Annotated in this window: 15 protein-coding genes; 12 read left to right on the top strand and 3 right to left on the bottom strand. The window is 68.6% G+C overall.

Annotated elements, in window-relative coordinates; all coding sequences use genetic code 11:
• The first annotated feature begins 358 nt into the window (after window positions 1-358).
• From CXY76_RS12265 to CXY76_RS12235, 7 genes are all read left to right on the top strand, one after another.
• Window positions 359-2,161, top strand: coding sequence for an HNH endonuclease signature motif containing protein (locus CXY76_RS12265; protein ID WP_104164829.1), 1,803 nt, complete (start codon window positions 359-361; stop codon window positions 2,159-2,161).
• A 158-nt stretch (window positions 2,162-2,319) separates the two neighbouring features.
• On the top strand, window positions 2,320-2,574 hold the full coding sequence (locus tag CXY76_RS12260) for a BatC protein (RefSeq protein WP_104164827.1): 255 nt from the start codon (window positions 2,320-2,322) through the stop codon (window positions 2,572-2,574).
• On the top strand, window positions 2,574-3,833 hold the full coding sequence (locus CXY76_RS12255; RefSeq protein WP_104164825.1) for a cupin domain-containing protein: 1,260 nt from the start codon (window positions 2,574-2,576) through the stop codon (window positions 3,831-3,833). The genes CXY76_RS12260 and CXY76_RS12255 overlap by 1 nt, the downstream gene beginning before the upstream one ends.
• Entirely contained in the window at window positions 3,830-4,732 is a 903-nt protein-coding gene (locus CXY76_RS12250; protein ID WP_104164823.1) for a sucrase ferredoxin, read from the top strand. The genes CXY76_RS12255 and CXY76_RS12250 overlap by 4 nt, the downstream gene beginning before the upstream one ends.
• A gap of 199 nt (window positions 4,733-4,931) precedes the next feature.
• Window positions 4,932-7,199: a formate C-acetyltransferase gene (gene pflB, locus CXY76_RS12245; protein WP_104164821.1), complete on the top strand. Its 2,268-nt coding sequence runs from the start codon at window positions 4,932-4,934 to the stop codon at window positions 7,197-7,199.
• Window positions 7,200-7,246: 47 nt separating this feature from the next.
• Complete coding sequence (gene pflA, locus CXY76_RS12240) at window positions 7,247-8,131, top strand: pyruvate formate-lyase-activating protein (RefSeq protein ID WP_104164819.1); 885 nt, start codon at window positions 7,247-7,249, stop codon at window positions 8,129-8,131.
• A 183-nt stretch (window positions 8,132-8,314) separates the two neighbouring features.
• Window positions 8,315-8,800 (top strand): aromatic ring-opening dioxygenase LigA, encoded by a 486-nt coding sequence (locus CXY76_RS12235; protein ID WP_088457954.1) that lies wholly within the window; start codon window positions 8,315-8,317, stop codon window positions 8,798-8,800.
• A gap of 64 nt (window positions 8,801-8,864) precedes the next feature.
• On the opposite strand, the gene CXY76_RS12230 is transcribed toward CXY76_RS12235, so the two are convergent.
• Window positions 8,865-9,428 (bottom strand): hypothetical protein, encoded by a 564-nt coding sequence (locus CXY76_RS12230; RefSeq protein ID WP_146073445.1) that lies wholly within the window; start codon window positions 9,426-9,428, stop codon window positions 8,865-8,867.
• Window positions 9,429-9,628: 200 nt separating this feature from the next.
• On the opposite strand from CXY76_RS12230, the gene CXY76_RS12225 reads away from it, so the two are divergent.
• Window positions 9,629-11,905, top strand: a complete 2,277-nt coding sequence (locus tag CXY76_RS12225; protein ID WP_104164816.1) for a transglycosylase domain-containing protein — start codon at window positions 9,629-9,631, stop codon at window positions 11,903-11,905.
• On the opposite strand, the gene CXY76_RS12220 is transcribed toward CXY76_RS12225, so the two are convergent.
• On the bottom strand, window positions 11,902-15,354 hold the full coding sequence (locus tag CXY76_RS12220; RefSeq protein WP_104164814.1) for a DNA polymerase III subunit alpha: 3,453 nt from the start codon (window positions 15,352-15,354) through the stop codon (window positions 11,902-11,904). The two genes, CXY76_RS12225 and CXY76_RS12220, sit on opposite strands and share 4 nt — an antisense overlap.
• Before the next feature lie 7 nt (window positions 15,355-15,361).
• Entirely contained in the window at window positions 15,362-15,634 is a 273-nt protein-coding gene (locus CXY76_RS12215) for a hypothetical protein (protein ID WP_104164812.1), read from the bottom strand.
• Window positions 15,635-15,785: 151 nt separating this feature from the next.
• Between CXY76_RS12215 and CXY76_RS12210 the strand changes: the two genes are divergently transcribed.
• From CXY76_RS12210 to CXY76_RS12195, 4 genes are all read left to right on the top strand, one after another.
• The gene (locus tag CXY76_RS12210) at window positions 15,786-17,162 is read left to right on the top strand and encodes a glutamate decarboxylase (protein WP_104164810.1); all 1,377 of its coding nucleotides are present in this window, start codon (window positions 15,786-15,788) and stop codon (window positions 17,160-17,162) included.
• A 272-nt stretch (window positions 17,163-17,434) separates the two neighbouring features.
• Window positions 17,435-18,214: an SDR family NAD(P)-dependent oxidoreductase gene (locus tag CXY76_RS12205; protein ID WP_158253893.1), complete on the top strand. Its 780-nt coding sequence runs from the start codon at window positions 17,435-17,437 to the stop codon at window positions 18,212-18,214.
• A 183-nt stretch (window positions 18,215-18,397) separates the two neighbouring features.
• Window positions 18,398-20,563 (top strand): glycosyltransferase, encoded by a 2,166-nt coding sequence (locus tag CXY76_RS12200; protein ID WP_104164806.1) that lies wholly within the window; start codon window positions 18,398-18,400, stop codon window positions 20,561-20,563.
• Window positions 20,560-21,888, top strand: a complete 1,329-nt coding sequence (locus CXY76_RS12195; protein ID WP_104164804.1) for a glycosyltransferase — start codon at window positions 20,560-20,562, stop codon at window positions 21,886-21,888. The genes CXY76_RS12200 and CXY76_RS12195 overlap by 4 nt, the downstream gene beginning before the upstream one ends.
• The last annotated feature ends 12 nt before the right edge of the window (window positions 21,889-21,900 follow it).

Here is a 21,900-nt window from a genome sequence, read left to right as displayed (position 1 = left end):
GAGTCGACTTTCGAGAACGCATCAATCTCGTTGGTCGAGCCTGTCGAGACCCCGTGAGCCGCCCTCAAGAACGCACCAATCTCGTTGGTCGAGCCTGTCGAGACCCCGTGAGCCGACTTCGAGAACGCGCCCATCTCCGCTGGTCGAGCTTGTCGAGACCCCGCGAGCCGCCCTCAAGAACGTCCCAATCTCGTTGGCCGAGCCCCGTGAGCCGACGTCGAGAACGCATCAATCTCGTTGGTCGAGCCTGTCGAGACCCCGCGAGCCGTCTTCTCCAGCGTGCAAAAAACTACGATGTTGACTCGTTAAATGTTGAGATTCCCTCGCATAAATCTTCGATTCGTGAGAGAATGGGGCTATGGACGACGAGCTGGATAGTGGCTCCACCGCACCGACGGGAACCTCTCCCGCCGGTTCGAATCTTCACGACTGGAACACCGCCTTGGCCGCTCCGGCGCCGGATGCGTCCGGCATAGATGCCGCCCACTCGGATGCTTCCGGCTCGAATGCCGCCAGCCTAGTTGGCGCCACTGATACGGAGTCCGGTCGCGGCATCGGCAACGGCACCGGCCCGGCCGGTCGCCGCCCGTCCAAGCCGAAGCCCGAGTGGCGGGATCCGGCCGAGCTGCCCGGGGTGCAGCGTGCTCATACCGGGGTCTTCGGCGAGAAACTGCAGGCGCTGGACGACGCGGCGCGCCTAGTGCGTGCGGTGATGGATTCCATCGACGTGAATGCGTTGAGCGACCCGGAGGTGGTCGCGCTGACCCAGATGGTGGAGCGGACCGGCCGGCCGGTGGATGCCGCCCGGGTGGCCACCGCGACCGTGGTCGGTTACCGGTCCCGGTCCGCGCTGGGCACCGAGTCGTTGGCGTGGCGGTTGGGCACCTCGCACCAGACCGATCTGCTGAGCCGGCTGACCGGCACGTCGGTCTGGGAGATGAAACGGCGGCTGGTCCTGGGTGAGAAGGTGGCCCCGCGGATGTTGGGCGGCATAGTGCGGGAGCCGGAGTTCCCCTTCGTGGCCGCGGCGTTGACCGCTGGCGAGATCGGTATCGACGCGGCCGAGGCCATCGTGACGGGCCTGGCCGACTACAAGGTGCACGGCCGTTTCGACGCGAACCAGACCCAGGTCGATGGCGGGGAGGCCGCCCTGGTGGAATCGGCGACCGGATCCGTCTTCGGCCGGACCCCCGGCCCCGGCGATACCGACACCGGCACCGATCCGGTCTGCACCGGCCCGATCGCTCGCCTCGGCGCTTCGGCCGGGTTCACCTTCCCGGCGGACCGGATCCGGGAGATGGCCGCGACGTGGCAGGCGGTGCTGAATCCCGACGGGGCCGCCCCGAACGATGCGGTTTTTGAGGCGAAGTCCACCTTCTCGTTTGGCAAGCTGGCCCAGGGGCTGCACCCGCTGCGCGGTGGCGTGACGCCGGAGCTCAAGGGCATCATGCAGACCCTGTTCGACTCCTTCCTGTCCGCGCGCAGCGCACCCGCGTTTCCGTCCGCAGAGGAACAGCAGCGCATCGAGGCCGGCGAACTGGTGCCCGGCGAGATCCTCGACGAACGCGACGGCGGCCAGAAACGCGCCGACATCCTCCGCGGCATCCTCGTGCAGGTCGCCCAAGACCCCCGCACCCCGACCATGGGCGGCATGCCACCCACGGTGATGGTGCACGTGAACGCGGCCGACCTGCAGGCCGGCGTCGGGGTCGGTTGGATCGACGGCGTCGAGGGGCCCATCTCGATGCGCACCATCAACCAGATGGTCGACAACGGCGGCTTCCGGCCGGTCTTCTTCGGCGGCACCGGCGCCGTCCTCGCCCTGGGCGACAAGGTCCGTTGCTTCACCCCGATGCAACGCAAGGCGATCACCGCCCGCGACGGCGGCTGCATCATCCCGGGCTGCACCTGCCCACCACAGTGGACCGAGGTGCACCATGTGGTGCCGTGGCAGCACGGCGGCCCCACGAACGTCTCGAACGGGGTGCTGCTGTGCTGGCGCCACCACCACGGCATCGACGACGCCGGCGGCTGGAAAATCCGGATGGTCCTGGGCCTGCCCGAAGTCAAAGCCCCGCACTGGATCGACCCCACCGGCACCTGGCGGAAACCACCCCAGCACCGAGCCCACGACCCGAAGACCCGACGACAAGACGAGTAGCCACGGCACGAGGGTGCCCGAGTCCGGATTCTGGGTCACCGGGCTCGACAGGCTCAACCGACGGTGATTTCTTGCCGGGCACTGCCATCGGGGCGAGCTGCGACGTACTATCACCTTGGGCGTCAGCCGGCGCCCGGTTACGGCTACGGAGGTATCCAGTGGGCATCAACGACGACGACATCACGACATCCGGCGCGGATCCGAACGAAGGCACGGCCGATGGCGGCGCCAACCCGGCGGGCCATGACGGCGGTGCCGACGGAACCGCGGACGCCGGAGAAGGCACCGCGGACGGCGGCGCCAACCCGGCGGGCCACGACGGTGGGGCCGACGGCTCCGCCTCGAGCGAGGGCATCGCGGACGGCGGCGCCAATCCAGAAGGTCACGACGGCGGCGCCGACGGAACCGCCTGATGACGAGCGAGGGGCGCGGGGCGAGCGATCGTCCCGCGCTCGCGCGCTTGCTCCCGGTATCGCCGGATGTCTTCGCCACCGACTACTGGGACCGCCGGCCGCTCTTCACCCGCGCCGCCGCACTGCCGGGCAGGTTCGATGACCTCTTCTCGGCAGACGCCGTCGACGAGCTGGTCGCCCACCGGGGCCTGCGCACCCCGTTTGTGCGCATGGCGCGGGAGGGCACAGTGCTCGACCCCGGCCGGTTCACCGCACCGGGCGGCCTGGGTGCCGAGGTCGCCGATCAGGTCAGCGCCGACAAGGTGCTCGACGAGTTCACCGACGGAGCCACCCTGGTGCTCCAGGGGCTGCATCGCACCTGGCCTCCGCTGGCCGAATTCACCCGGCGGCTGGCGAGCGACCTCGGGCACCCTGTCCAGGTGAACGCCTACGTCACCCCGGCCTCCGAGCGCGGGTTCGATGCGCACTACGACGTGCACGATGTCTTCGTTCTTCAGATCACGGGGGAGAAGCGCTGGCTCATCCACCCGCCGGTGCACTCGCGACCACTCCGCGACCAGCCGTGGACCGATCATCGCCGTGTCGTGGAGCTGCAGGCCCAGAACGATCCGGCCATCGACGAGGTCTTCCGGCCCAACGACGTGCTCTATTTGCCCCGGGGCTGGATCCACTCGGCGACGGCGCTGCGCGGCACCTCGATCCACCTGACCATCGGCGTCGCCGCCCTCACCCGCCACGACGTGCTGCGCGAGGCGGTCGCGCACGCGGCGGCCGCCGAGAGCCTGCGCGCCGCCCTTCCCCTGGGCATCGACCTCACGGATGCCCAGGCCGTCGGCGCCCTGCTGGCCGACACCGTCGACGACTTCGCCCGGTTCACCGGCGCGGACCCGGCCCCGGCGGACCCCACGCCGGCCCAGGCGGTGTCCCGGCGACTGGCCCGCCGCGTGCGAGCCTCCACCCGAGCCGAGCCGATCGCACCCCTGGCGACCACAGCGGCAGCAACAGCCCTGCACGAGGCCACCACCGTGAGTCTGCGACAGGGGCTCGGCGCCCGGTCCCGGCCGGGCCCGAACCCCGGTGAGGTGTCCCTCGCACTGCCGGACAAGACGGTGACGCTCCCGGCGGAGGCCGCCGACGCCCTGACGCAGATCCTCACCGGGCAGACCGTGCAGGCCGGCGGCCTGGACGGACTGGATGCGGCGTCCTCGCTCGTGGTGGCCCGCCGCCTGGTGCGCGAGGGTGTCCTGGTGGTGCGATGAGCCTCCCCTCCGCCCCCGGCTGGTTGCCGTGCAGCGATCGCTCGCTGGAGCGCGGCGATCCGCTCCCCGGCACGGCCGGCTACGGCGAACGCTGGTTCCTCGTCGAGGTCGACGGGGCCTGGGGCGCACACGCGTTCCTGCAGTCGCCGCTTGACCCCGCACTCGCCCGGGCCCTGGTGACCCGCGTCGAATCCGCGGGCATCCGCCCGCTGGCCATCCGTCGCACCGGCCGTAGTGCGCACCAACGGCGAGCCCAGACCGAGTGGCGGTGGGCGGCCGTTGACGCCAGGGTCGGCCACGAACGGGTGCACTGGGGGATGGTGTCCGATCCCGCCGAGCTGTTGCAGGTTCCGTTGGACGGGGCGAGCGGCACGCCGTCGACCGAGCCGCTCATCTGCGTGTGCACCCATGCCCGGCACGACCAGTGCTGCGCCGTGAAGGGGCGGCCGGTGGTCACCGCGCTCGCCCAGGCCTACCCGGCCGCCACCTGGGAATGCTCGCACCTGGGCGGAGACAGGTTCGCGGCCACCCTGATCCTGTTCCCACACGGCCTGTACTACGGCCGGGTGACCGGCGCCGAAGCCCCAGACCTGGTCGACGCCTACCTCGACGGCCGCATCGAACCGCGCTGGTTCCGGGGCCGCAGCTCGCTGCCCAATGTGGTGCAAGCGGCAGCGGCGTTCGCCCGGGCGAACCGGGGCGACGACCGAATCGACGCCTTCGACTACAAGTCCTGGACGGAATCAGGGGGAGTGCACACCGTGAGCTTCAACCACGGCGGAAAACAGCTCGCGGTGCGGCTCGCCGAGAGCCTGTCGGCGCCGCTGCTCAGCACCTGCGCGGCCAGCTCCGCTCAGCCGGTGCGGGAGTTCGAACTGCGCTCGATCACCCCCGGATGACACCCCCCAACTGGAGGTGAATACGGGACCAAGGTCCCGGTTGACGGGCCTTCTCGGAGGGTAGTGTTCCAAATAGAGGGCGAACCACCGGCACCGTGGCAACAGCTGGGACCTCGTGGTCCTGCTCTCAAGGCCCGCACCGTGGGATAAACACCCCCGTCAGCGGGAAAGCCTCGATCCTACAAGGAGAGCACACCATATGACCGTCACAGATGGCATCCGAAGCGACCAGCAGGGTCTTGCAGAAACCGGCCCCGCCGAATTCGTCAGCGGCCCGTGGCAGGACTCGATCAACCTGCGCGACTTCATCCAGCGCAACTACACGCCGTACCTCGGCGACGCGAGCTTCCTCGCCGGCGTCACCGAGCGCACCACCGGCATCTGGGCAAAGCTGTCCGCGATGTTCCCGGTCGAGCGCGAAAAGGGCGTCTACGACATCGACGCGACCACCCCGTCGTCCATCACCGCGCACAAGCCCGGCTACATCGACGAGGCCAACGAGGTCATCGTCGGACTCCAGACGGATGCGCCGCTCAAGCGTGCGATCATGCCGTTCGGCGGCTGGCGCATGGTCGCCACCTCCCTCGAGACCTACGGCTACCCCGTGTCGCCCGAGCTCGAGACGATCTTCACCGACTACCGCAAGACCCACAACACCGCGGTCTTCGACGTCTACCCTCCCGGTGTGCGTCGTGCGCGCAGCAGCCACCTGATCACGGGACTCCCGGATGCCTACGGCCGCGGCCGCATCATCGGTGACTACCGCCGCGTCGCCCTCTACGGCGTCGACGCCCTCATCGCCGGCAAGAAGAACGACCGCGCCGAGCTGGACATGGAGCCCTCGACCGAGGACATCATCCGTGCCCGCGAAGAGAACTCGGAGCAGATCCGGGCCCTCAAGGAACTGGTGCAGATGGCGGCCAGCTATGGTTCCGACATCTCCAAGCCCGCCACCACCGCCAAGGAAGCCGTTCAGTGGCTGTACTTCGCGTACCTCGGTGCGGTCAAGGAGCAGAACGGTGCGGCAATGTCGTTCGGCCGCAACGCGGCCTTCCTCGACGCCTACATCGAGCGCGACCTCAAGGCCGGCACCCTGACCGAATCCGGCGCCCAGGAGCTCATCGACGACCTCGTCATCAAGCTGCGCATCGTCCGGTTCCTCCGCACCCCGGAGTACGACGACATCTTCGCCGGCGACCCCACCTGGGTCACCGAGTCGCTCGCCGGCATCGGTGAAGACGGTCGCCCGCTCGTAACCAAGACCGCGTTCCGCTTCCTGCAGACCCTGTACAACGTGGGCCCCGCACCGGAGCCGAACCTGACCGTGCTCTGGAGCGACAAGCTGCCCGAGGGCTTCAAGCGCTTCTGCGCCCAGGTCTCGATCGACACGTCGGCCATCCAGTACGAGTCCGACGAACTCATCCGCAACGAGATGGGTGACGACGCCGCGATCGCATGTTGCGTCTCGCCGATGCGCGTCGGCAAGCAGATGCAGTTCTTCGGAGCCCGCGTCAACGCCGTCAAGGCGCTGCTGTACTCGATCAACGGCGGCCGCGACGAGGTGTCCGGCAAGCAGATCGCACCGGCCACCCAGCCCAACGCCGACGAGGTCCTCGACTACGACACCGTCTTCCCGGCCTACCTCGAGACCCTCGAGTGGCTCGCCGAGACCTACGTCACCGCGCTGAACTGCATCCACTACATGCACGACAAGTACGCGTACGAGCGCCTCGAGATGGCACTGCACGACAAGGAGATCATCCGCACCCTGGCCTGCGGCATCGCCGGCCTGAGCGTGGTTGCCGACTCGCTGTCCGCCATCAAGTACGCCACGGTCCGCCCGGTGCGCGACGAGACCGGCCTGGTTGTCGACTACACCGTCGAGGGCGACTACCCCGCCTTCGGCAACGACGACGACAGGGTCGACGCCATCGCGATCGACGTCATGGAACGCTTCATGACGATGATCCGCAAGCACCCGACCTACCGCGACGCCATCCACACCCAGTCGATCCTGACGATCACGTCCAACGTGGTCTACGGCAAGGCCACCGGCAACACGCCGGACGGCCGTCGTAAGGGTGAGCCGTTCGCTCCGGGTGCCAACCCGATGAACGGCCGCGACACACACGGCATGCTCGCATCGGCGCTCAGCGTCGCCAAGCTCCCGTACAGTGAAGCGCAGGACGGCATCTCGCTGACCAACACCGTTGTTCCCAGCGGTCTCGGCCACACCAAGGATGAGCAGATCACCAGCCTGGTCGGACTGCTCGACGCGTTCACCTCGGCCAGCGGGTACCACCTGAACGTCAACGTGCTCAACAAAGAGACTCTCGAAGACGCCATGGAGCACCCGGAAAACTACCCGCAGCTGACGATTCGCGTCTCCGGCTACGCGGTGAACTTCGTCCGGCTCACCCGCGAGCAGCAGATGGATGTCATCAGCCGCACGTTCCACTCGCACTAAAAGAACACCCTTAACAGATGACCGGCAACGCTAGGTAGGACGAGACCATGACCGCAATCAACCTCGGCTTCCCTAGCGTTGCCTGTCCTGTTGTCGTCGAGCACGTTGACCTCTCGGTCGACGTGGCCGACGAGATCAGTGCCCTGAACGACGTCGACCGCAAGGCCGAACTGCACACCCTCGAAATGAAGGCAATCCGCGAAGGCACCGTCGCCAGCGTGCATTCCTGGGAGCTCGTGACGGCCGTTGACGGCCCCGGCACCCGCATGACCCTGTTCCTTTCCGGCTGCCTGCTGCGCTGCCAGTACTGCCACAACCCCGACACCTGGAAGATGCGCGACGGCCTGGTCACGCCCATCGAGGACCTCGTCGCCCGCATGACCCGCTACCTGGGGGTCTTCAAGGCCACCAACGGTGGCCTCACCATCTCCGGCGGCGAACCGCTGATGCAGCCCGCGTTCGTGAAACGGATGTTCAAGGAGGCGCACGCCCTGGGCGTGCACACCACCCTGGACACCTCCGGCTACCTCGGCAAGAGCGCCTCCGACGAACTCCTCGACAACGTCGACCTGGTGCTGCTCGACGTCAAGTCGGGCCTGCCGGAGACCTACAAAAAGGTCACCGGCCGCGAACTCGCACCGACGATCGCGTTCGGCGACAGGCTCGCCGAGCGCAACATCCCGGTCTGGGCGCGTTTCGTTCTGGTACCCGGGCTCACAGACGCCGTCGACAACGTCGAAGCCGTCGTCGACATCATCGCGAACTGGCCCAACGTTCAGCGCGTCGAGGTCCTGCCCTTCCACCAGATGGGCGAAGACAAGTGGGACCGCCTGAGCATCCCGTACCCGCTGCATGGCGTGCACCCGCCGGAGAACGATGTGCTCAACAGGGTGCGCGGGCAGTTCGAGGCGCGGGGACTTACGGTCTTCTAGGGCTCCGACATCTGACACACCGACGAATATCGGCCTTACGCATATAAATGTGTGAGGCCGTTTTCGCGCTGATCAGCACCTTAAGTGTTCCGAATTTGAAGCCAGGGACTTTGTACCCTGACTGGGAAAACCGGATGCTGCCAGACTGTGAGTATCTTCAGAATCGCAACGAAAGGCAACATCGTGTCAACAGCAACCGTTCCGGCCACCACCCTGGGAGCCACCAAGGTCAAGGTCCTCAAGCTCATCGGCTGGGCCGGAATTCTCGGCGCCGTCGTCATGATCATCGGTGGAGGTGTGGTCTGGGGCGTTGTCAGCTCGCAGCTCTCCGCCGAAAAGATCACCGTCTCCGAGGACGCCGCGTTCCTCGCCGGCGCCCCGGTCGTCGGACCGTTCTCCGCCTTCGCGCAGGCCGACATCATCAACCACCACGCGCTGGACATGGCCGAGGGCAAGACCTACGCCGAACTCGACAAGGAAGACCCGCTGCGCGCGACGGTCATGAACGCGTCGTTCCTGCGCACCTCGCTCTTCACCTCTGTGGTGTCGTTCGGTGTCTCGGCCTTCGCCATCGGCATGGGCGTCCTGTCCGGCCTGTTCGGCTGGGCCATCCTGACCCTCGCTCCGGCCTGGCCCAAGAAGACCACGGCCACGGGCGTTCGCGCGTAGTCGTCCCCGCTTCACGAACGACCCGGCAGCATGCGCTGCCGGGTCGTTTCGCGGTTAAGGGGCTTCAGTACTCGGTCGCGCCTTCGGTGTCCTCGCCCCAACTCACGATCCGCGGCGGCAGCGGGTACTCGTGGGTGCCGCTCGCGGCCAACACCTCAACGCTCACGACGCGGGGAGCCGTGGTGCCGGCCCGGCTGACGAACCAGCCGCCGACGAGCACCACATCGCTCACCGTCGACGCGACACCCACCCCGGTGACGGTGAACGGCCCGTAGGCCGGGTCGACGAAGAGCACCGAGATGAGGTCGCCGTGCGCCACGGCGGGTGTGCCGGCATCCTGCGCGACGCCCTGGGCCTCGTCTGTCGTGTCATCCTCGCTCGGTTCAAGCGTGCGCAGAGCCTGCAGCGACTTGTGTGGCTTGAGGTTCTGCTCGATGGAGCGACCGCCGACGGTGAGCGTCTTGACCGACGCGGAGATGAATGCGGTGCCGTCGATCGTGAAGGCGCCGTAGCGCTTGGTCAGGAACATCGCGGACACGCCGGTTCCGGATTCCAGGGCGGTGATCGCATCCGTGAGCACCTTGACGTTGCGCCTGCTGGGCACATTGGGCATTGCCGGTCCGGCCATCTTTCCTCCAGAGAACGTGACACGCAACTCTAACGCCGCGCGAAACCCGCGCCGTCCGTGCGGCGGTGCACTGCCCCTGTTCGAGGGGTTCGGCAAGCCCCTAGCGAACCGTTCCCGAGCGGCATTGAGTAGACGACTACTGGCGCGATTGGGCGTGCCTGGTGTGGAGGGGCGGACGTCGGAACCATGGTGAACTCAGAATGGTGAGCAACGGCACCAACGGCATGAACGGAACCGGAGTCACGCCACCGCGATCCTTCGGTGGTGTCGTCGGCGGCCTGATCGGCCTGGTCGCAACGAGCGCCATCGCCGGACTGCTGGTCACCGTGAGCCTGACACCGGTCCTGGCGCTCACCGGTGTGGCGGCGACCAGCACGATCAACGTCTTCGAGACCCTGCCGGACTACCTGGAGATCGAGCCGCTCGCCCAACGCAGCAACATCTACGCCACCGGCACGGATGGAGCGCCGATCCTGCTCGCGACCCTGTACGACCAGAACCGGGTCGAGGTCGGCTGGGACGATATCGGCCAGAACGTGAAGGACGCAGCGATCGCCGGAGAAGACCCCCGGTTCTACGACCACGGCGGCGTCGACCTGCAGGGAACCATGCGCGGTGCGTTGACGACGGCATTCCGGGGCAGCGTGCAGGGCGGGTCGTCGATCACCCAGCAATACGTCAAGAACGTGCTGGTGCAGAAGTGCGAGATGCTGCCCAGCCAGGAAGAGATCTCGGACTGCTACGCGGCGGCCACGGTGACGACGGCGTCACGCAAGCTCAAGGAGATGCGACTGGCGATCGGCGTGGAGAAGAAGTACGCAAAAAACGACATCCTGCGCCAGTACCTCAACATCGCCGGCTTCGGTGGCCGCGTGTACGGCATCGAGGCCGCGGCCGCCTACTACTACGGGAGCACGGCGTCCGGCCTCACGGTGGCACAGGCGGCCAGCCTCGTCGCCATCGTGAACAACCCGGGCAAGTTCAGGCTCGACCGGCCGGCCAGCGAGACCAATGGCGCGGCCAATGGTTACCAGGACAACCGGCAGCGCCGCGACTACATCCTCGGGGAGATGCTCAGATACGGCAAGATCACCCAGGCCGAGTTCGATGAGGCCATGGCGGCCCCCATCGAGCCGATCATCCATGAGCCCAGTACCGGATGCCAGACCGCCGGGGCAAACGCGTACTTCTGTGACTACGTGATCCATGTCCTGGCGAACGACCCCGTTTTCGGCGCCGACGAGGATGCCCGGATCAAGAACATCCGCCGCGGCGGCTTCGACGTGTACACCACCCTCGACCTCGACCTTCAGAACGCGGCGATCTCGACGATGAACGAAAACGTGCCGAAGATCCGCGCCGGCTGGGACGTGGGCGCCGTCATCTCGAGCGTCGAGGTCGGCAGCGGCCGGGTCCTCGCCATGACGCAGAACAAGGACTACAGCCAGGACCCCGAGGTGCAGGCCACCGGGAGCAACTGGAGCAGCGTGAACTACAACACCGACTTTGTCGCCGGGGGGTCCAGCGGGTTCCAGCCCGGCTCCACCTACAAGGTCTTCACCCTCGCGGACTGGCTGAACACCGGCCACAGCCTGGACGAGCGTGTCGACTCCGCGCCCAGATCCGCGTGGGGCACCTTCAACGACAGTTGCCTCGGCCCACAGAATTACGATTCGGAGGGCTGGAGCCCCAAGAACGACGCCAACGAATCCGGTGGCAACTACAGCGCGCTGGAGGCCACCATCGGCTCGATCAACACGGGGTTCATCGCCATGGCCAAGCGGCTCGACCTCTGCGGGATCCGGAAGATGGCCGAGGCCTTCGGAGTGCACCGCGCCGACGGCGAACCGCTGAGCCAGAGCGCGGCGTCCGTGATCGGCACGAACGAGATCGCCCCGCTGAGCATGGCCGTCGCCTTCGCCGGCATCGCCAACAACGGTGCCACCTGCACACCGATCGTGATCGACCGCATGATCGGCGCCGACGGCACCGAGGTGCCGATCCCGATCTCGCGGTGCGAGCAGTCCATGCTGTCGGACGCCAACCATCAGCTGGTGTGGGCTCTCAGCCAGGTGATGGCGAGGGGCACCGCGGTGCAGTCGAACACCAGCACGGTGCCGTGGGTGCCGATGTTCGGCAAGACCGGAACCACCGACGGCGCCAAGGACACCTGGATGAGCGGAGCGAGCAGCAAGGTCGCCACCGTCGTCGGCGTCGTCACCGTCACCGGGAACGCCAATCAGCGCGCAATCAACTTCGAGAGCGGGCCCGCCGCCACCGCGCGGCACCGGATGTGGCCGGCCGTGATGTCGGTGGCGAACGCGAAGTACGGTGGCGATCCGTTCCCCGGGGTGTTCATCACGCCTCCGGCGGTAGCGGAGGACGAAGACGCGGATGCAGATGCGGATGAGGATGTCGGGGGAGACGACACCGGGCAGGACGAACCGGAACCGGACGTTCCCGAGGGGAATGACTAGGCACTCTGCCACAGGTCGAATTCAGTCGTTCCGGAGCCGGCAGCCCGCCGTATCGGCTGCCGGGCCGCCGCGGTGGCCGCCGCCCCCTCGGCGACGGCTGGTTCGGTGTCCAGCAACGCCGCCGCCCTGGCCGCTTTGAGGGCTTTGGCCTGTTCCCTGGCCCGGTCCCTGGCGACTGTGACCAGGTCCCACATGCCCTCACCCGTCACCGAGACCCCGCGGGCGCCGGAGCGGCGGGTGCGACCACGCACCAGCATCAGCTCGGTCTGGAAGACGCCGCCGCCGATGCGCTCCTGGGCGTCGTGGAAGAACACCACGTTGGCCACCGGCCCGGTGCCGTCGTCGAGGCTGACGAACACCACCCGGCGCCCGTCCCGCATCGGCGGAGTGTTCGTGGCCCGGCGCACGCCGGCCAGGAGCACGTCGGTGCCGCCGGGCAGGGTGGCCAGTTGGGCGGCCGGGGTGACGCCGAGCTCGGCGAACAGCGGGTAGTACTTGCGCATCCGGTGGCCGGCGACGGCCAGCCCGGTGTCGAGCAGCTCGAGGTCGGACTGGGTGCGCCCGCGCAGCTGCAGCGAGGTGACGGTGTCGAAGCGCGGACCCTCGTAGTCCAGCACCGGCAACGGCACTTCGAAGGCGAGCTGGTCGTCGGCGATGGTGATGGCGGTGCCCCGCAGCGACTGGATGTGCGCGAGCAGCTCGTGCCGGCGGGTGCGATCGTGATCGATGAAGCTGTCCAACGCGCCGACGCGGGCGAGGGCCTCGAAGGTGCGCCGACGCGGGTGCACCCGGTCCCGAAAGTCCTGCAGTGACGTGAACGGCTGGTGCCGCACGATGCGGGCGCGCTCGGCGTCGCTCGATCCGCTCAGCTCGGGCAGCGGCATCCGGATGCCCTGGCCGGCGCCGACGGACTCCACCCTGTAGTCCAGGGCGCTGTGCTGCACGTCGAGGCCGAGAACCGGCACGCCGAGCACCCGTGCTTCGGCCACGAGCAGGTCTTTGGGCCACATGCCCGGATCGTGGGTGAGCAATCCGGCCAGGAACGCCGCCGGATGATGGGTCTTCAGCCAGGCTGACTGGTAGGTGGGCAGGGCGAACGCCGCTCCGTGCGCCTTGGCGAAGCCGAAGCTGCCGAATCCGGCCAGCACCGTCCAGACCCGGTCGATGGTGCGGGCGTCGAACCCGCGGCCGAGGGCGTTCTCGCGCACGTACGCCTCGATGACGCTCAGCTGCTCCGGCTTGCCCAGGTGCCGGCGCAGCACGTCGGCGTGGCCGAGCCCGCATCCGGTGAGCTCGTCGAAGAGGCGCATCACCTGTTCGTGGAAGATGACCACGCCGTTGGTCTCGCGCAGGATGGGTTCGAAACGGGGATGGATGTAGTCCGGGGCGACCTCGCCGTGCCGGGCCTCGAGGTAGCGCAACGGCATGTTGTTCTGCATCGGGCCGGGGCGGAACAGCGAGATCTCCACGGTGAGGTCGTTGAACACCTCCGGCTGCAGCTTGCCCACCAGCTCCATCTGACCGGGGGACTCGATCTGGAAGATGCCCAGGGTGCGGATGGAGCGGATGAGTTCGAAGGTGGCCGGGTCGTCCAGCGGCACCCGGTCCAGGTCGATGTGCTCGCCGGTGAGCCGATGGTGTTCCTCCACGGCGTGCGCCATGGCCGACTGCATGCGGACGCCGAGGATGTCGAGCTTGATCAGGCCCATCGGGTCCATGTCGTGCTTGTCGAACTGCGACATCGGCAGGCCCATCCCGCTCGCCTGCACCGGGGTGCGATCCAGCAGCGAGGCGTCGGAGAGGATGACACCGCAGGGATGCACCGAGATGTGCCTGGGCAGCCTGTCGAGCCGGGCCGTGAGGTCCACCAGCAGATCGAGCTGCGCCGACTCCCGAACCTCGGCGGCCAGCTCCTCCAGCTCCGGCTTCTCGGCCAGGGCCGCACGGAAATCGCGGGCGTTGAACCGCCACATCTGCTTGGCGATCGTGGCGACCTGGGTGTCCGGCATGCCCAGGGCCAGACCCGCGTCCCGCACGGCGCCGCGACCGCGGTAGGCGTTGGTCATCGACATCAGCGAGACCCTGCTGGCGCCGAAGGTCTCGAAGACCTTCCGGTAGATGTCGTGCCGCCTGGCCGATTCCACATCGAGGTCGATGTCTGGCAGCGTCTGCCGTTCGGGGGAGAGGAAGCGTTCCCAGAGCAGGCCGTTGCCGATCGGTTCCACCGATGAGGTGTGCAGGGCGTAGTTGAGCACCGAACCGACCCCGGAGCCGCGGGCCTGGATGCGGATGCCCATGTCGCGCACGATGTCGGCGACTGTGGCCACCGTGAGGAAATAGCTGGCGAAGCCGAGCGATTCCACCGTCGCCATCTCGTGGGCGAGCCTGTCGTGGGCCGCCGTGAGTCCGCGGCCCCCGGCGTCGGCGTAACGTTCGTCGATGCCGTGGCGGGCGCGGGCCCACAGCTCGGCGAGCGGGTCGCGGGTGACCCCGATCACGCTGGCCTCCGGCATCCGCGGCCGGCCGAGCCCGATGTCGCCGACGGGGTCGAGCGCACAGCGCTCCGCGAGGTCGTGGGTGTCGCGCAGCAGCCGGGCCAGCGCTCCGTCGCTGTGCTGCCCGGCGTCGACCACCATGCGGGCCACCTGCCGCATGGCGGCCGCCGGCTTCAACCAGGCCTGGCCGTTGACCTGCAGGCTCGTGACCTCCTGCAGCTGGGCGAGCGGCGTGAGGTGCCTGGCCGCATCGGCGAGGTCGGCGGTCACCGCCTCATCGGCGGTGCCATAGCGCACCGCGTTGCTGAGCACGGCGGGCAGCCTGGCGTACTCGGCGAGGGCGAGCATGCGCGTGGCCGGTGCGACGCTGCCCGGCATACCCGGTTCGGCGAGATGGCAGACGACCTCGATGGCGAGCGACTGGGGTGGCATGATCCGTTGCCACTGAACAAGGTTCGCCCGGGCTCCCGGGTTGTCCCGGCGCTCGACGGCCTCGCCGACATCGGAGGCCGGGCCGAGCAGCACCGTCAACGAGTTCAGGCCGGCCAGCTCGGCGAGGCGGCCGCGTGGGATGCTCGGCGGGTGGCCGGGCCGGGCCACCGTGGTCTCGTGGGCGCTGGAGACGGCCCGGCAGAGCGCCGCGTAGCCGCGACCGGCACTGCTCTGACCGGTGCTGCTCGGCTCAGTACTGCCGCCGTGCGCCAGCACCACCACCCGGCCGAGTGGTGCCAGGGTGTCGTCGTCGTGCACCTCGAGGTCGGCACCGAGCCCCGGGCGGATGCCGGCGGCCACGCAGGCGCGCACGTGCTTGACGGCCCCGTACAGTCCGTCCCGGTCGGTGACGGCCAGGAAGGTCGCCCCGTCGGCGGCCGCCTGCCCGGCGAGGGCCTCCGGCAGGGTCACGCCATAGTGCGTCGAGTAGGCGCTGGCGACGTGCAGGTGCGGAAAACTCATCGTGGCGTCACCCCCAGTCGAGCGCGAGCACCCAGGTGCCGTCGGCATCGTGGCGCAGGTCGTACCGGTGCTGGTCCTCGCCGCCCTTGGCGGCATCCAGCCGCCACAGTTCGGTATCGATGCGGGTGGGCGTACCGGTGTTCTCCCACCACCGGGTGCGCGTGAAGACGGCCTGGGGCTGCCCGATGACGGTGTGTTCGAATCGGTCCCAGACGAAGGCCCGGGGGTCGCCGTCGGCGGAGAGCTCGACCTGCACCGGGGCATCGATAATCTGGGGCATGGGCTCGCCTTCCACGGGTAACTTCGAACAAATGTTCGACATTTGGAGTGTACGTCACTCCTCGGACAGGCGCCAGCGGCGGGGCCCCGCCACCGGTGCGGCGGCGGGCAGGGGTAGCCCACAGAACCGTGCGGGGGCACTCTGGTGTTCCATGTCGACGAATCCGGAATTCACGCAGATCAATCCGCTCTTCGCCCGGCCCGGTGAAGACTCCCGCGCCCCCCGCCACACGCTGGCGGCCGGTCCGATGGGGCCCGAAACGGCCTACCAGATCATTCACGATGAAATCATGCTCGACGGGAATTCCCGGCTCAACCTGGCGACCTTCGTGGGCACCTGGATGGACGACTATGCCCGCAGGCTCTACGCCGAGTCGTTCGACAAGAACATGATCGACAAGGACGAGTACCCGCAGACCGCGGCCATCGAGGACTACTGCTGGCACATCATCGCCGACCTCTGGCACGCGCCGGAACCGCGGACGACCATCGGCACGTCGACCATCGGGTCGTCCGAAGCCTGCATGCTCGGCGGGTTGGCCTTCAAGCGTCGCTGGCAGCAGGCCCGTCGCGCGGCCGGGCTGCCCACCGACAAACCCAATCTGGTGATGAGCAGCGCCGTGCAGGTCTGCTGGGAGAAGTTCTGCAATTACTGGGAGGTCGAAGCGCGTCTGGTGCCGGTGACCGATGAGCATCCGTGCCTGGACGGGCACGACCTGGCCGACTACGTCGACGAGAACACCATCGGCGTCGTGGCGATCATGGGCGTCACCTACACGGGAATCTACGAGCCGGTACAGGAGATTGCGGCCGCGCTGGACGCGATCCAGGCCGCGACCGGGTTGGACATACCGATCCACGTCGATGCCGCGTCGGGCGGCATGGTCGCGCCGTTCCTGCAGCCCGAGGTGATCTGGGACTTCAGGTTGAAGCGGGTGCACTCGATCAGCACCTCGGCGCACAAGTACGGCCTGGTCTACCCCGGGCTGGGCTGGGTGGTCTGGCGCAGCCGCGACCTGATGCCGGAGGAGCTGATCTTCAACGTGAGCTATCTCGGCGGAGACATGCCGACCCTGGCCCTGAACTTCTCCAGGCCGGGCGCCCAGGTGCTGCTGCAGTACTTCCTGTTTCTGCGGCTCGGCTTCGAGGGCTACCGGCTCGTGCAACAGACCTCACAGAACGTTGCGCTGTACCTGTCCAACGGCATCGCGGAGCACGGCGCCTTCACCCTCGTCAGCGACGGATCCGACATCCCGGTGTTTGCCTGGAGCCTCAAGGCCGGGCACACCGACAAATGGAATCTGTACCACCTGTCCGATCGCCTCCGCGCCAGGGGCTGGCTGGTACCGGCGTATCCGATGCCGGACAACCTGTCCGACCGCACCGTGCAGCGGATCGTGGTGCGAAACGGATTGAGCCTGGACCTCGCCTCGCGGCTGTTGACCGCGATCGATGAGGAGACCGCCTACCTCGACAGGCTGGAGAGTCCGATGCCGGTGGAGAAGCACCATCCGGGCTTCACCCACTGATCTGAGTGCCCGGTTGGAATGACCGGCAATTCTCCCAATTCCGAGCCGGCCGAGCGTAGCATTTGCTTGGGGCGTATTGATCCAAGCGCCCACGTTAGAAGGTACTCATGGCACTCAAAGTGGAGTCTCAAGAAGCAGTGGGGGTTCGGCGGGCGCAGTCCCTGAAACCAGCACCGCTGGAAGCGGAGGCTCTCAGAACGGAGGCTCCCAGAACGGAGTCTCCGCAAACGGAGTCCCGGAAAACCCGGCCACGCGCACCGGGATCTCACGACATGAGGCCCCAGACGACTGCGTCCCCGGAGGCGGAGGTCATCAAGGCCCCGAGCCCGGTTGCGCTGGTGACCGGAGCCGGCTCGCCGATGGGGCGTGCGGTCGTCCTCAAGCTCCTGGAGAACGGCTATGCGGTCGCCGGGATCGACGACAAACCGACCGACCTGGTCGGCGAAAAGCACCTGGTGCTGGTGGGCGACATGAGCACCGAGCAGGACTCCCGGTTGGCGGTCTCGCAGACCATCGACACCTTCGGCAGGCTTGACGCCGCCGTGCTCCTGGCGGATCTCGGCGGATCCAGCACCGTGCACATGCCCGGAACCGTGGCCGAGGGGGAGCACCTCCTCGCCCGCAACCTGAGCAGCATCGCCCTGGGCATCCAGGCCGCGGTCGAGGGGCTGTCGATCGACGGGCACCGGAGCATCGTGGCGACGGCATCCGTAGCGGGGCTGCTCGCCGATCCGGGAAACTGGGCCTATCACGCGTCGAAGATCGCCATGATCGACCTCGTGCGTTCCTCCGCGCTGACCTACGCGGCGAGGGGAATCAGGGTGAACAATGTGGCATCCGGTCTGGTGCGGGCGGACGACCCGAATGAGAACCCGGCCGCCCAGACCTTCGGTCGGGACTTCTCCCGTCGGATCCCGCTCTTCAGGCTGGCCCAACCGTCGGAGATCGCGGCCGTGATAGCCTTCCTGATCTCTCCGGCTGCGTCGTATGTGACGGGCACCACGCTCGCCGTCGACGGCGGGTTGACGGCATCCGCCGGGCTTGTGTTCTGATCCTGGGTTCCCGTCGACCAACCTGCGAATGCCCTGACCAAATACCCGCGACCCCCGGAGTGAAAGATCCGCATGGCAGACTGACGCTCCGGGGCAAACCCTTTCGGGATCGGCTCCGAAGTACCAGCGCGGAGCCCGCTCCGCCAGAGCACAGGCGGACGCATCCGCCGCGAGGGAGACACCGTGGGGACTCACACGACGCTGGACGAGTTGCGCCAGGCCGACAGCATTCTGGCCGGCATCCGATGCGCAGACGACCTGACCATCGCCGCCAGCCGGGACGGCGGCAACCGAGCCGTTCGCCTGCTCACCCAGGCCGCGCTCGACCCAGCCGACCAGCTCACCGCCATTGCGGCCGTTCACTCGCTAGCCCAGGTGTTCGACGAGTCCGCCGACGAGGTGCTGGTGTCGCTGCTCGAGCACGACTCGGCCTTCCTGCGCGAGCACGCCGCCTGGGCGTTCGGCACCAGGCTCCCGCGTTTCGACGCCATCGCCGGACTGCTGCGCATGGTCGTCGCCGGCGGATTCTCGGGCATGATCGCGCAGCGCACCCTCGAGCAGTGGGCGGCATCGGCCCCCGAACACGTGGCGCTGGCCACCGAAGGCGTCATGCTCGGCGTCGCCGACCCGGCCGCCCGCGCCCGCCTCGTCGAAACCCTCGGCCTGATCTCCGGGCGCATCCCGGAGCGGATGCTGCGACGCATCGCCGGGGACGCCGGCGAAGGCCTCGACCCCCGGGCGGCGGCCGTGGCCGCCCTCGGTGACCGACCGGCCACCGAGGCCGCCATCACCCTGGTGAGTGATCTCGCCCGCGGGGATGACGACCTGGCCGACGTGGCCAGGCTCGCCCTGCTCGATCTGACGGTGCCCGCCTACCCGCGTGCGCCGTGGAGCCGAGGCCAGACCGTGGCCCAGCTGTTCCTGCACGCCGACATCGATCGCGAGCTCAGCCAGGTGGGGTCCGGGGACAACGGCGGCATCGCCACCCTGTTGGTGCGGCTGGGCGACGCCCTGGTGGCCGGTGACGACGGCTCAATGGATGCTCTCGCGCCGGCCGTCGACCGGGTCCTCACGCTGTCACGCGGCGGACCCGACGCCGCCCTGGCCTGCCTGCCTGAGGTCAGCTCCACCCTCTCCGGACACGCCTTCGCAACGGTGCCGTTCCTGGGTGCCCCGATCTCCTCCGCCGACTCCTGGCCCCGCCGGGTGGCCGTGCAGCGCGGCATCCGCCGGATTCTGCGCGCCGCGGGCACCGTCGACGTCATGCACCTGCGGATGGCCGATGTCGGTACCCTCGCGGCATCGTCGGTCGCCCGCGAGCTCGAGATTCCCATCGTTTTCACCGTTGCTCCCGACCCGCACAGCGTCATCAACGCCATGGACGCCTCCGGAGCCCTCACCCGGGCCAACTTCGGCGCCGTCGACGAGGTCGAACACTTCTGGTTTCGGGCCCGGCTCGTTCAGCGGATCGCGGCAGACGCCGCGCACACCGTGCTCTTTCCCCGCCCCGAGCTGGAGAGGGACATGCGCGACCTCGTCGGTATCGACATCACCGCGCACCCCGAGCGCCACTCGGTCGTCGCGGAGGGCATCGACCTGACGGTGATCGAACGCTCCGTGGAGGCCGCCCTGCAGGCCGACCCCGCCGACTTCACCGACCTCGACGCCCTGCTTGAGACCCTGCCGGCATCCCGGCGGAACCTGCCGCTCGCGGTGACGGTGGGCCGGCTGCACAGGGTGAAGGGCATGGCAACGCTCGTGCACGCCTGGGCCGACGACGCCGCCCTGCGGGAGCGTTGCAATCTGCTGATCGTCGGGGGAGACCTCCTCACCCCGTCGGTCGACGAACGCGGCCAGCTCGATCTGATCGGCACCGCGGTCCCGCTGGATTCCGCCGCCGAACACGGCCTGCTACTGGCCGGACACCGCGCCAACGATGCGGTTGCCCGGTGGCTGGCCGCCGCCCGGCACGGCCGTCCGGGCCTGGCCGCAGCACGCGGCGTGTACGTCTGCGCGAGCATGAAGGAAGAATTCGGCATCGCCCTGCTCGAGGCCATGGCGACCGGGCTCACCGTGGTGGCCCCCGACGCCGGCGGCCCGGCGACCTACGTCGAAGACGGCACCACAGGCTTCCTGGTGAACACGGCGGATGCCCGCAGCCTCGGCGGCGGGATCATTGCGGCCCTCGACCTGGCCTCCGGCCCGTTCGGCGACGAGTTCGCCCAACGCGCCGCCGACATGGTCACCTCCACCTTCGCCATCCAGGCCATGGCCGGCACCCTCGGTGGCGTCTACGCCTCCGTCGCCGAGGCCCAGGAAGCGCTCAACTGGGCGTTGAGCACCTCATGACCCTCCTGATCATCAGCCCGGACTACGCCTCCCACCTGTTCCCGCTCGCGACCCTCGGCACCGCCTGGCAGGCCGCCGGCGAGCGGGTCGTCGTCGCCAGCGGACCGGCCACGGCCGGTATCGTCGCCGACTTCGGCTTCGAACGGGTGAACCTGCAGCTCGGCCGCGGGTCCAACCCCGGCACCATTCGCGCCGAGGACCAACCCACCGGCGAAGACGACGCCCTGCGCGGCTTCTTCGACGCCACCAGGGTCGGTCTCGTCGAGACGCTGAGGTTTCAGGCCGACGCGCGCAGCACCGACCTGCTCTGGAACCCCGTGGTCGTGGCCCGCGAGGTGCAGCGCATCGTCGCCGAGATCCGGCCCGACCAGGTGATCGTCGACCACCTCGCCTTCAGCGCACGCCTGGCCCTGATCAGCGCCGGGGTGCGGCACGCCGACGTGGTGCTGGGGCATCCGACTGCCCTGCCCGTCGGTGACGAGGTCTACGGCTACCCGGGCGCCTGGCCCGCCGCCTTCACGCCCGACCCGCTCGAGCTGGTGCAGCTGCGGCTGCTCTGCGAGCGGGTGCGGGATGACTTCACCCTGCAATGGAACGACGCGTTGCTGCAGCTGGACCCGACCGCGCCGCCCAGCGGCGACGCGTTCACCGAGACCGGCGACGTATTGTTGCTCAACTACCCGGCCGAGCTGCACCCGGCGGCGCGCACCGCGCTGCTGCCCGAGCACGCCTTTCTCGGCTCGGCGGTGCGCACCGAGGCCCACGACCCCCAGGTGGCCCACTGGCTGGCCGCCGCCGACGAGCGCCCCATCGTCTACGTGAGCTTCGGCAGTTTCCTGTCGGTGCGCGGCGACGTGCTCGCCCGGGTGGCCGAGGCGCTGCGGGGCCTCGACGTGCGGGTGGCGATCGCAGCCGGGTCCACCGACGCCGCCGAGCTCGGGCCCATCCCGGAGTCCTGGCTGGTGCGGTCGTTCCTGCCGCAGGTGACGGTGCTGGGCCACGCGGCCCTGGCCGTCACCCACGGCGGTAACAACTCGGTCACCGAGGCCATGACGGCCGGGGTTCCGCTGCTGGTGCTGCCGTTCTCGACGGACCAGTTCGCCGGTGCCGCGGCACTCGACGAGGTCGGCTTCGGGATCTCCCTGGACCCCAACACCGCGGGTGCGGATGAGCTGCGGCAGGCCGCCGCGACGCTGCTCGGGCTGAGCGACGAGCCGCGGCACCGGCTGCGGGCGCTGAGCGCGTCACTCGCCGACGGCGCGGGACCGCAGCGGGCCTACGCGGCGCTGCAGGAGGAGCCCAGCGACGCCCGACCGGCGGCCTGACCGGCTTTTTTA

The sequence above is a fragment of the Cryobacterium sp. N22 genome, from assembly GCF_002929555.1.
Lineage (GTDB): Bacteria > Actinomycetota > Actinomycetes > Actinomycetales > Microbacteriaceae > Cryobacterium.
The sequence above is the reverse complement of the archived record's forward strand: the minus strand, read 5'-3'. Positions and strand labels throughout refer to the sequence as shown.

Excerpts from the sequence above, each read along its gene's own strand:
- CXY76_RS12225 (WP_104164816.1), top strand. The coding sequence starts at position 9,629 with ATGGTGAGCAACGGCACCAACGGCATGAACGGAACCGGAGTCACGCCA.
- CXY76_RS12205 (WP_158253893.1), top strand. The coding sequence starts at position 17,435 with ATGAGGCCCCAGACGACTGCGTCCCCGGAGGCGGAGGTCATCAAGGCC.
- CXY76_RS12230 (WP_146073445.1), bottom strand. The coding sequence starts at position 9,428 with ATGGCCGGACCGGCAATGCCCAATGTGCCCAGCAGGCGCAACGTCAAG.
- pflB (WP_104164821.1), top strand. The coding sequence starts at position 4,932 with ATGACCGTCACAGATGGCATCCGAAGCGACCAGCAGGGTCTTGCAGAA.
- CXY76_RS12265 (WP_104164829.1), top strand. The coding sequence starts at position 359 with ATGGACGACGAGCTGGATAGTGGCTCCACCGCACCGACGGGAACCTCT.
- CXY76_RS12255 (WP_104164825.1), top strand. The coding sequence starts at position 2,574 with ATGACGAGCGAGGGGCGCGGGGCGAGCGATCGTCCCGCGCTCGCGCGC.
- CXY76_RS12210 (WP_104164810.1), top strand. The coding sequence starts at position 15,786 with ATGTCGACGAATCCGGAATTCACGCAGATCAATCCGCTCTTCGCCCGG.
- CXY76_RS12215 (WP_104164812.1), bottom strand. The coding sequence starts at position 15,634 with ATGCCCCAGATTATCGATGCCCCGGTGCAGGTCGAGCTCTCCGCCGAC.
- CXY76_RS12195 (WP_104164804.1), top strand. The coding sequence starts at position 20,560 with ATGACCCTCCTGATCATCAGCCCGGACTACGCCTCCCACCTGTTCCCG.
- CXY76_RS12220 (WP_104164814.1), bottom strand. The coding sequence starts at position 15,354 with ATGAGTTTTCCGCACCTGCACGTCGCCAGCGCCTACTCGACGCACTAT.
- CXY76_RS12250 (WP_104164823.1), top strand. The coding sequence starts at position 3,830 with ATGAGCCTCCCCTCCGCCCCCGGCTGGTTGCCGTGCAGCGATCGCTCG.
- pflA (WP_104164819.1), top strand. The coding sequence starts at position 7,247 with ATGACCGCAATCAACCTCGGCTTCCCTAGCGTTGCCTGTCCTGTTGTC.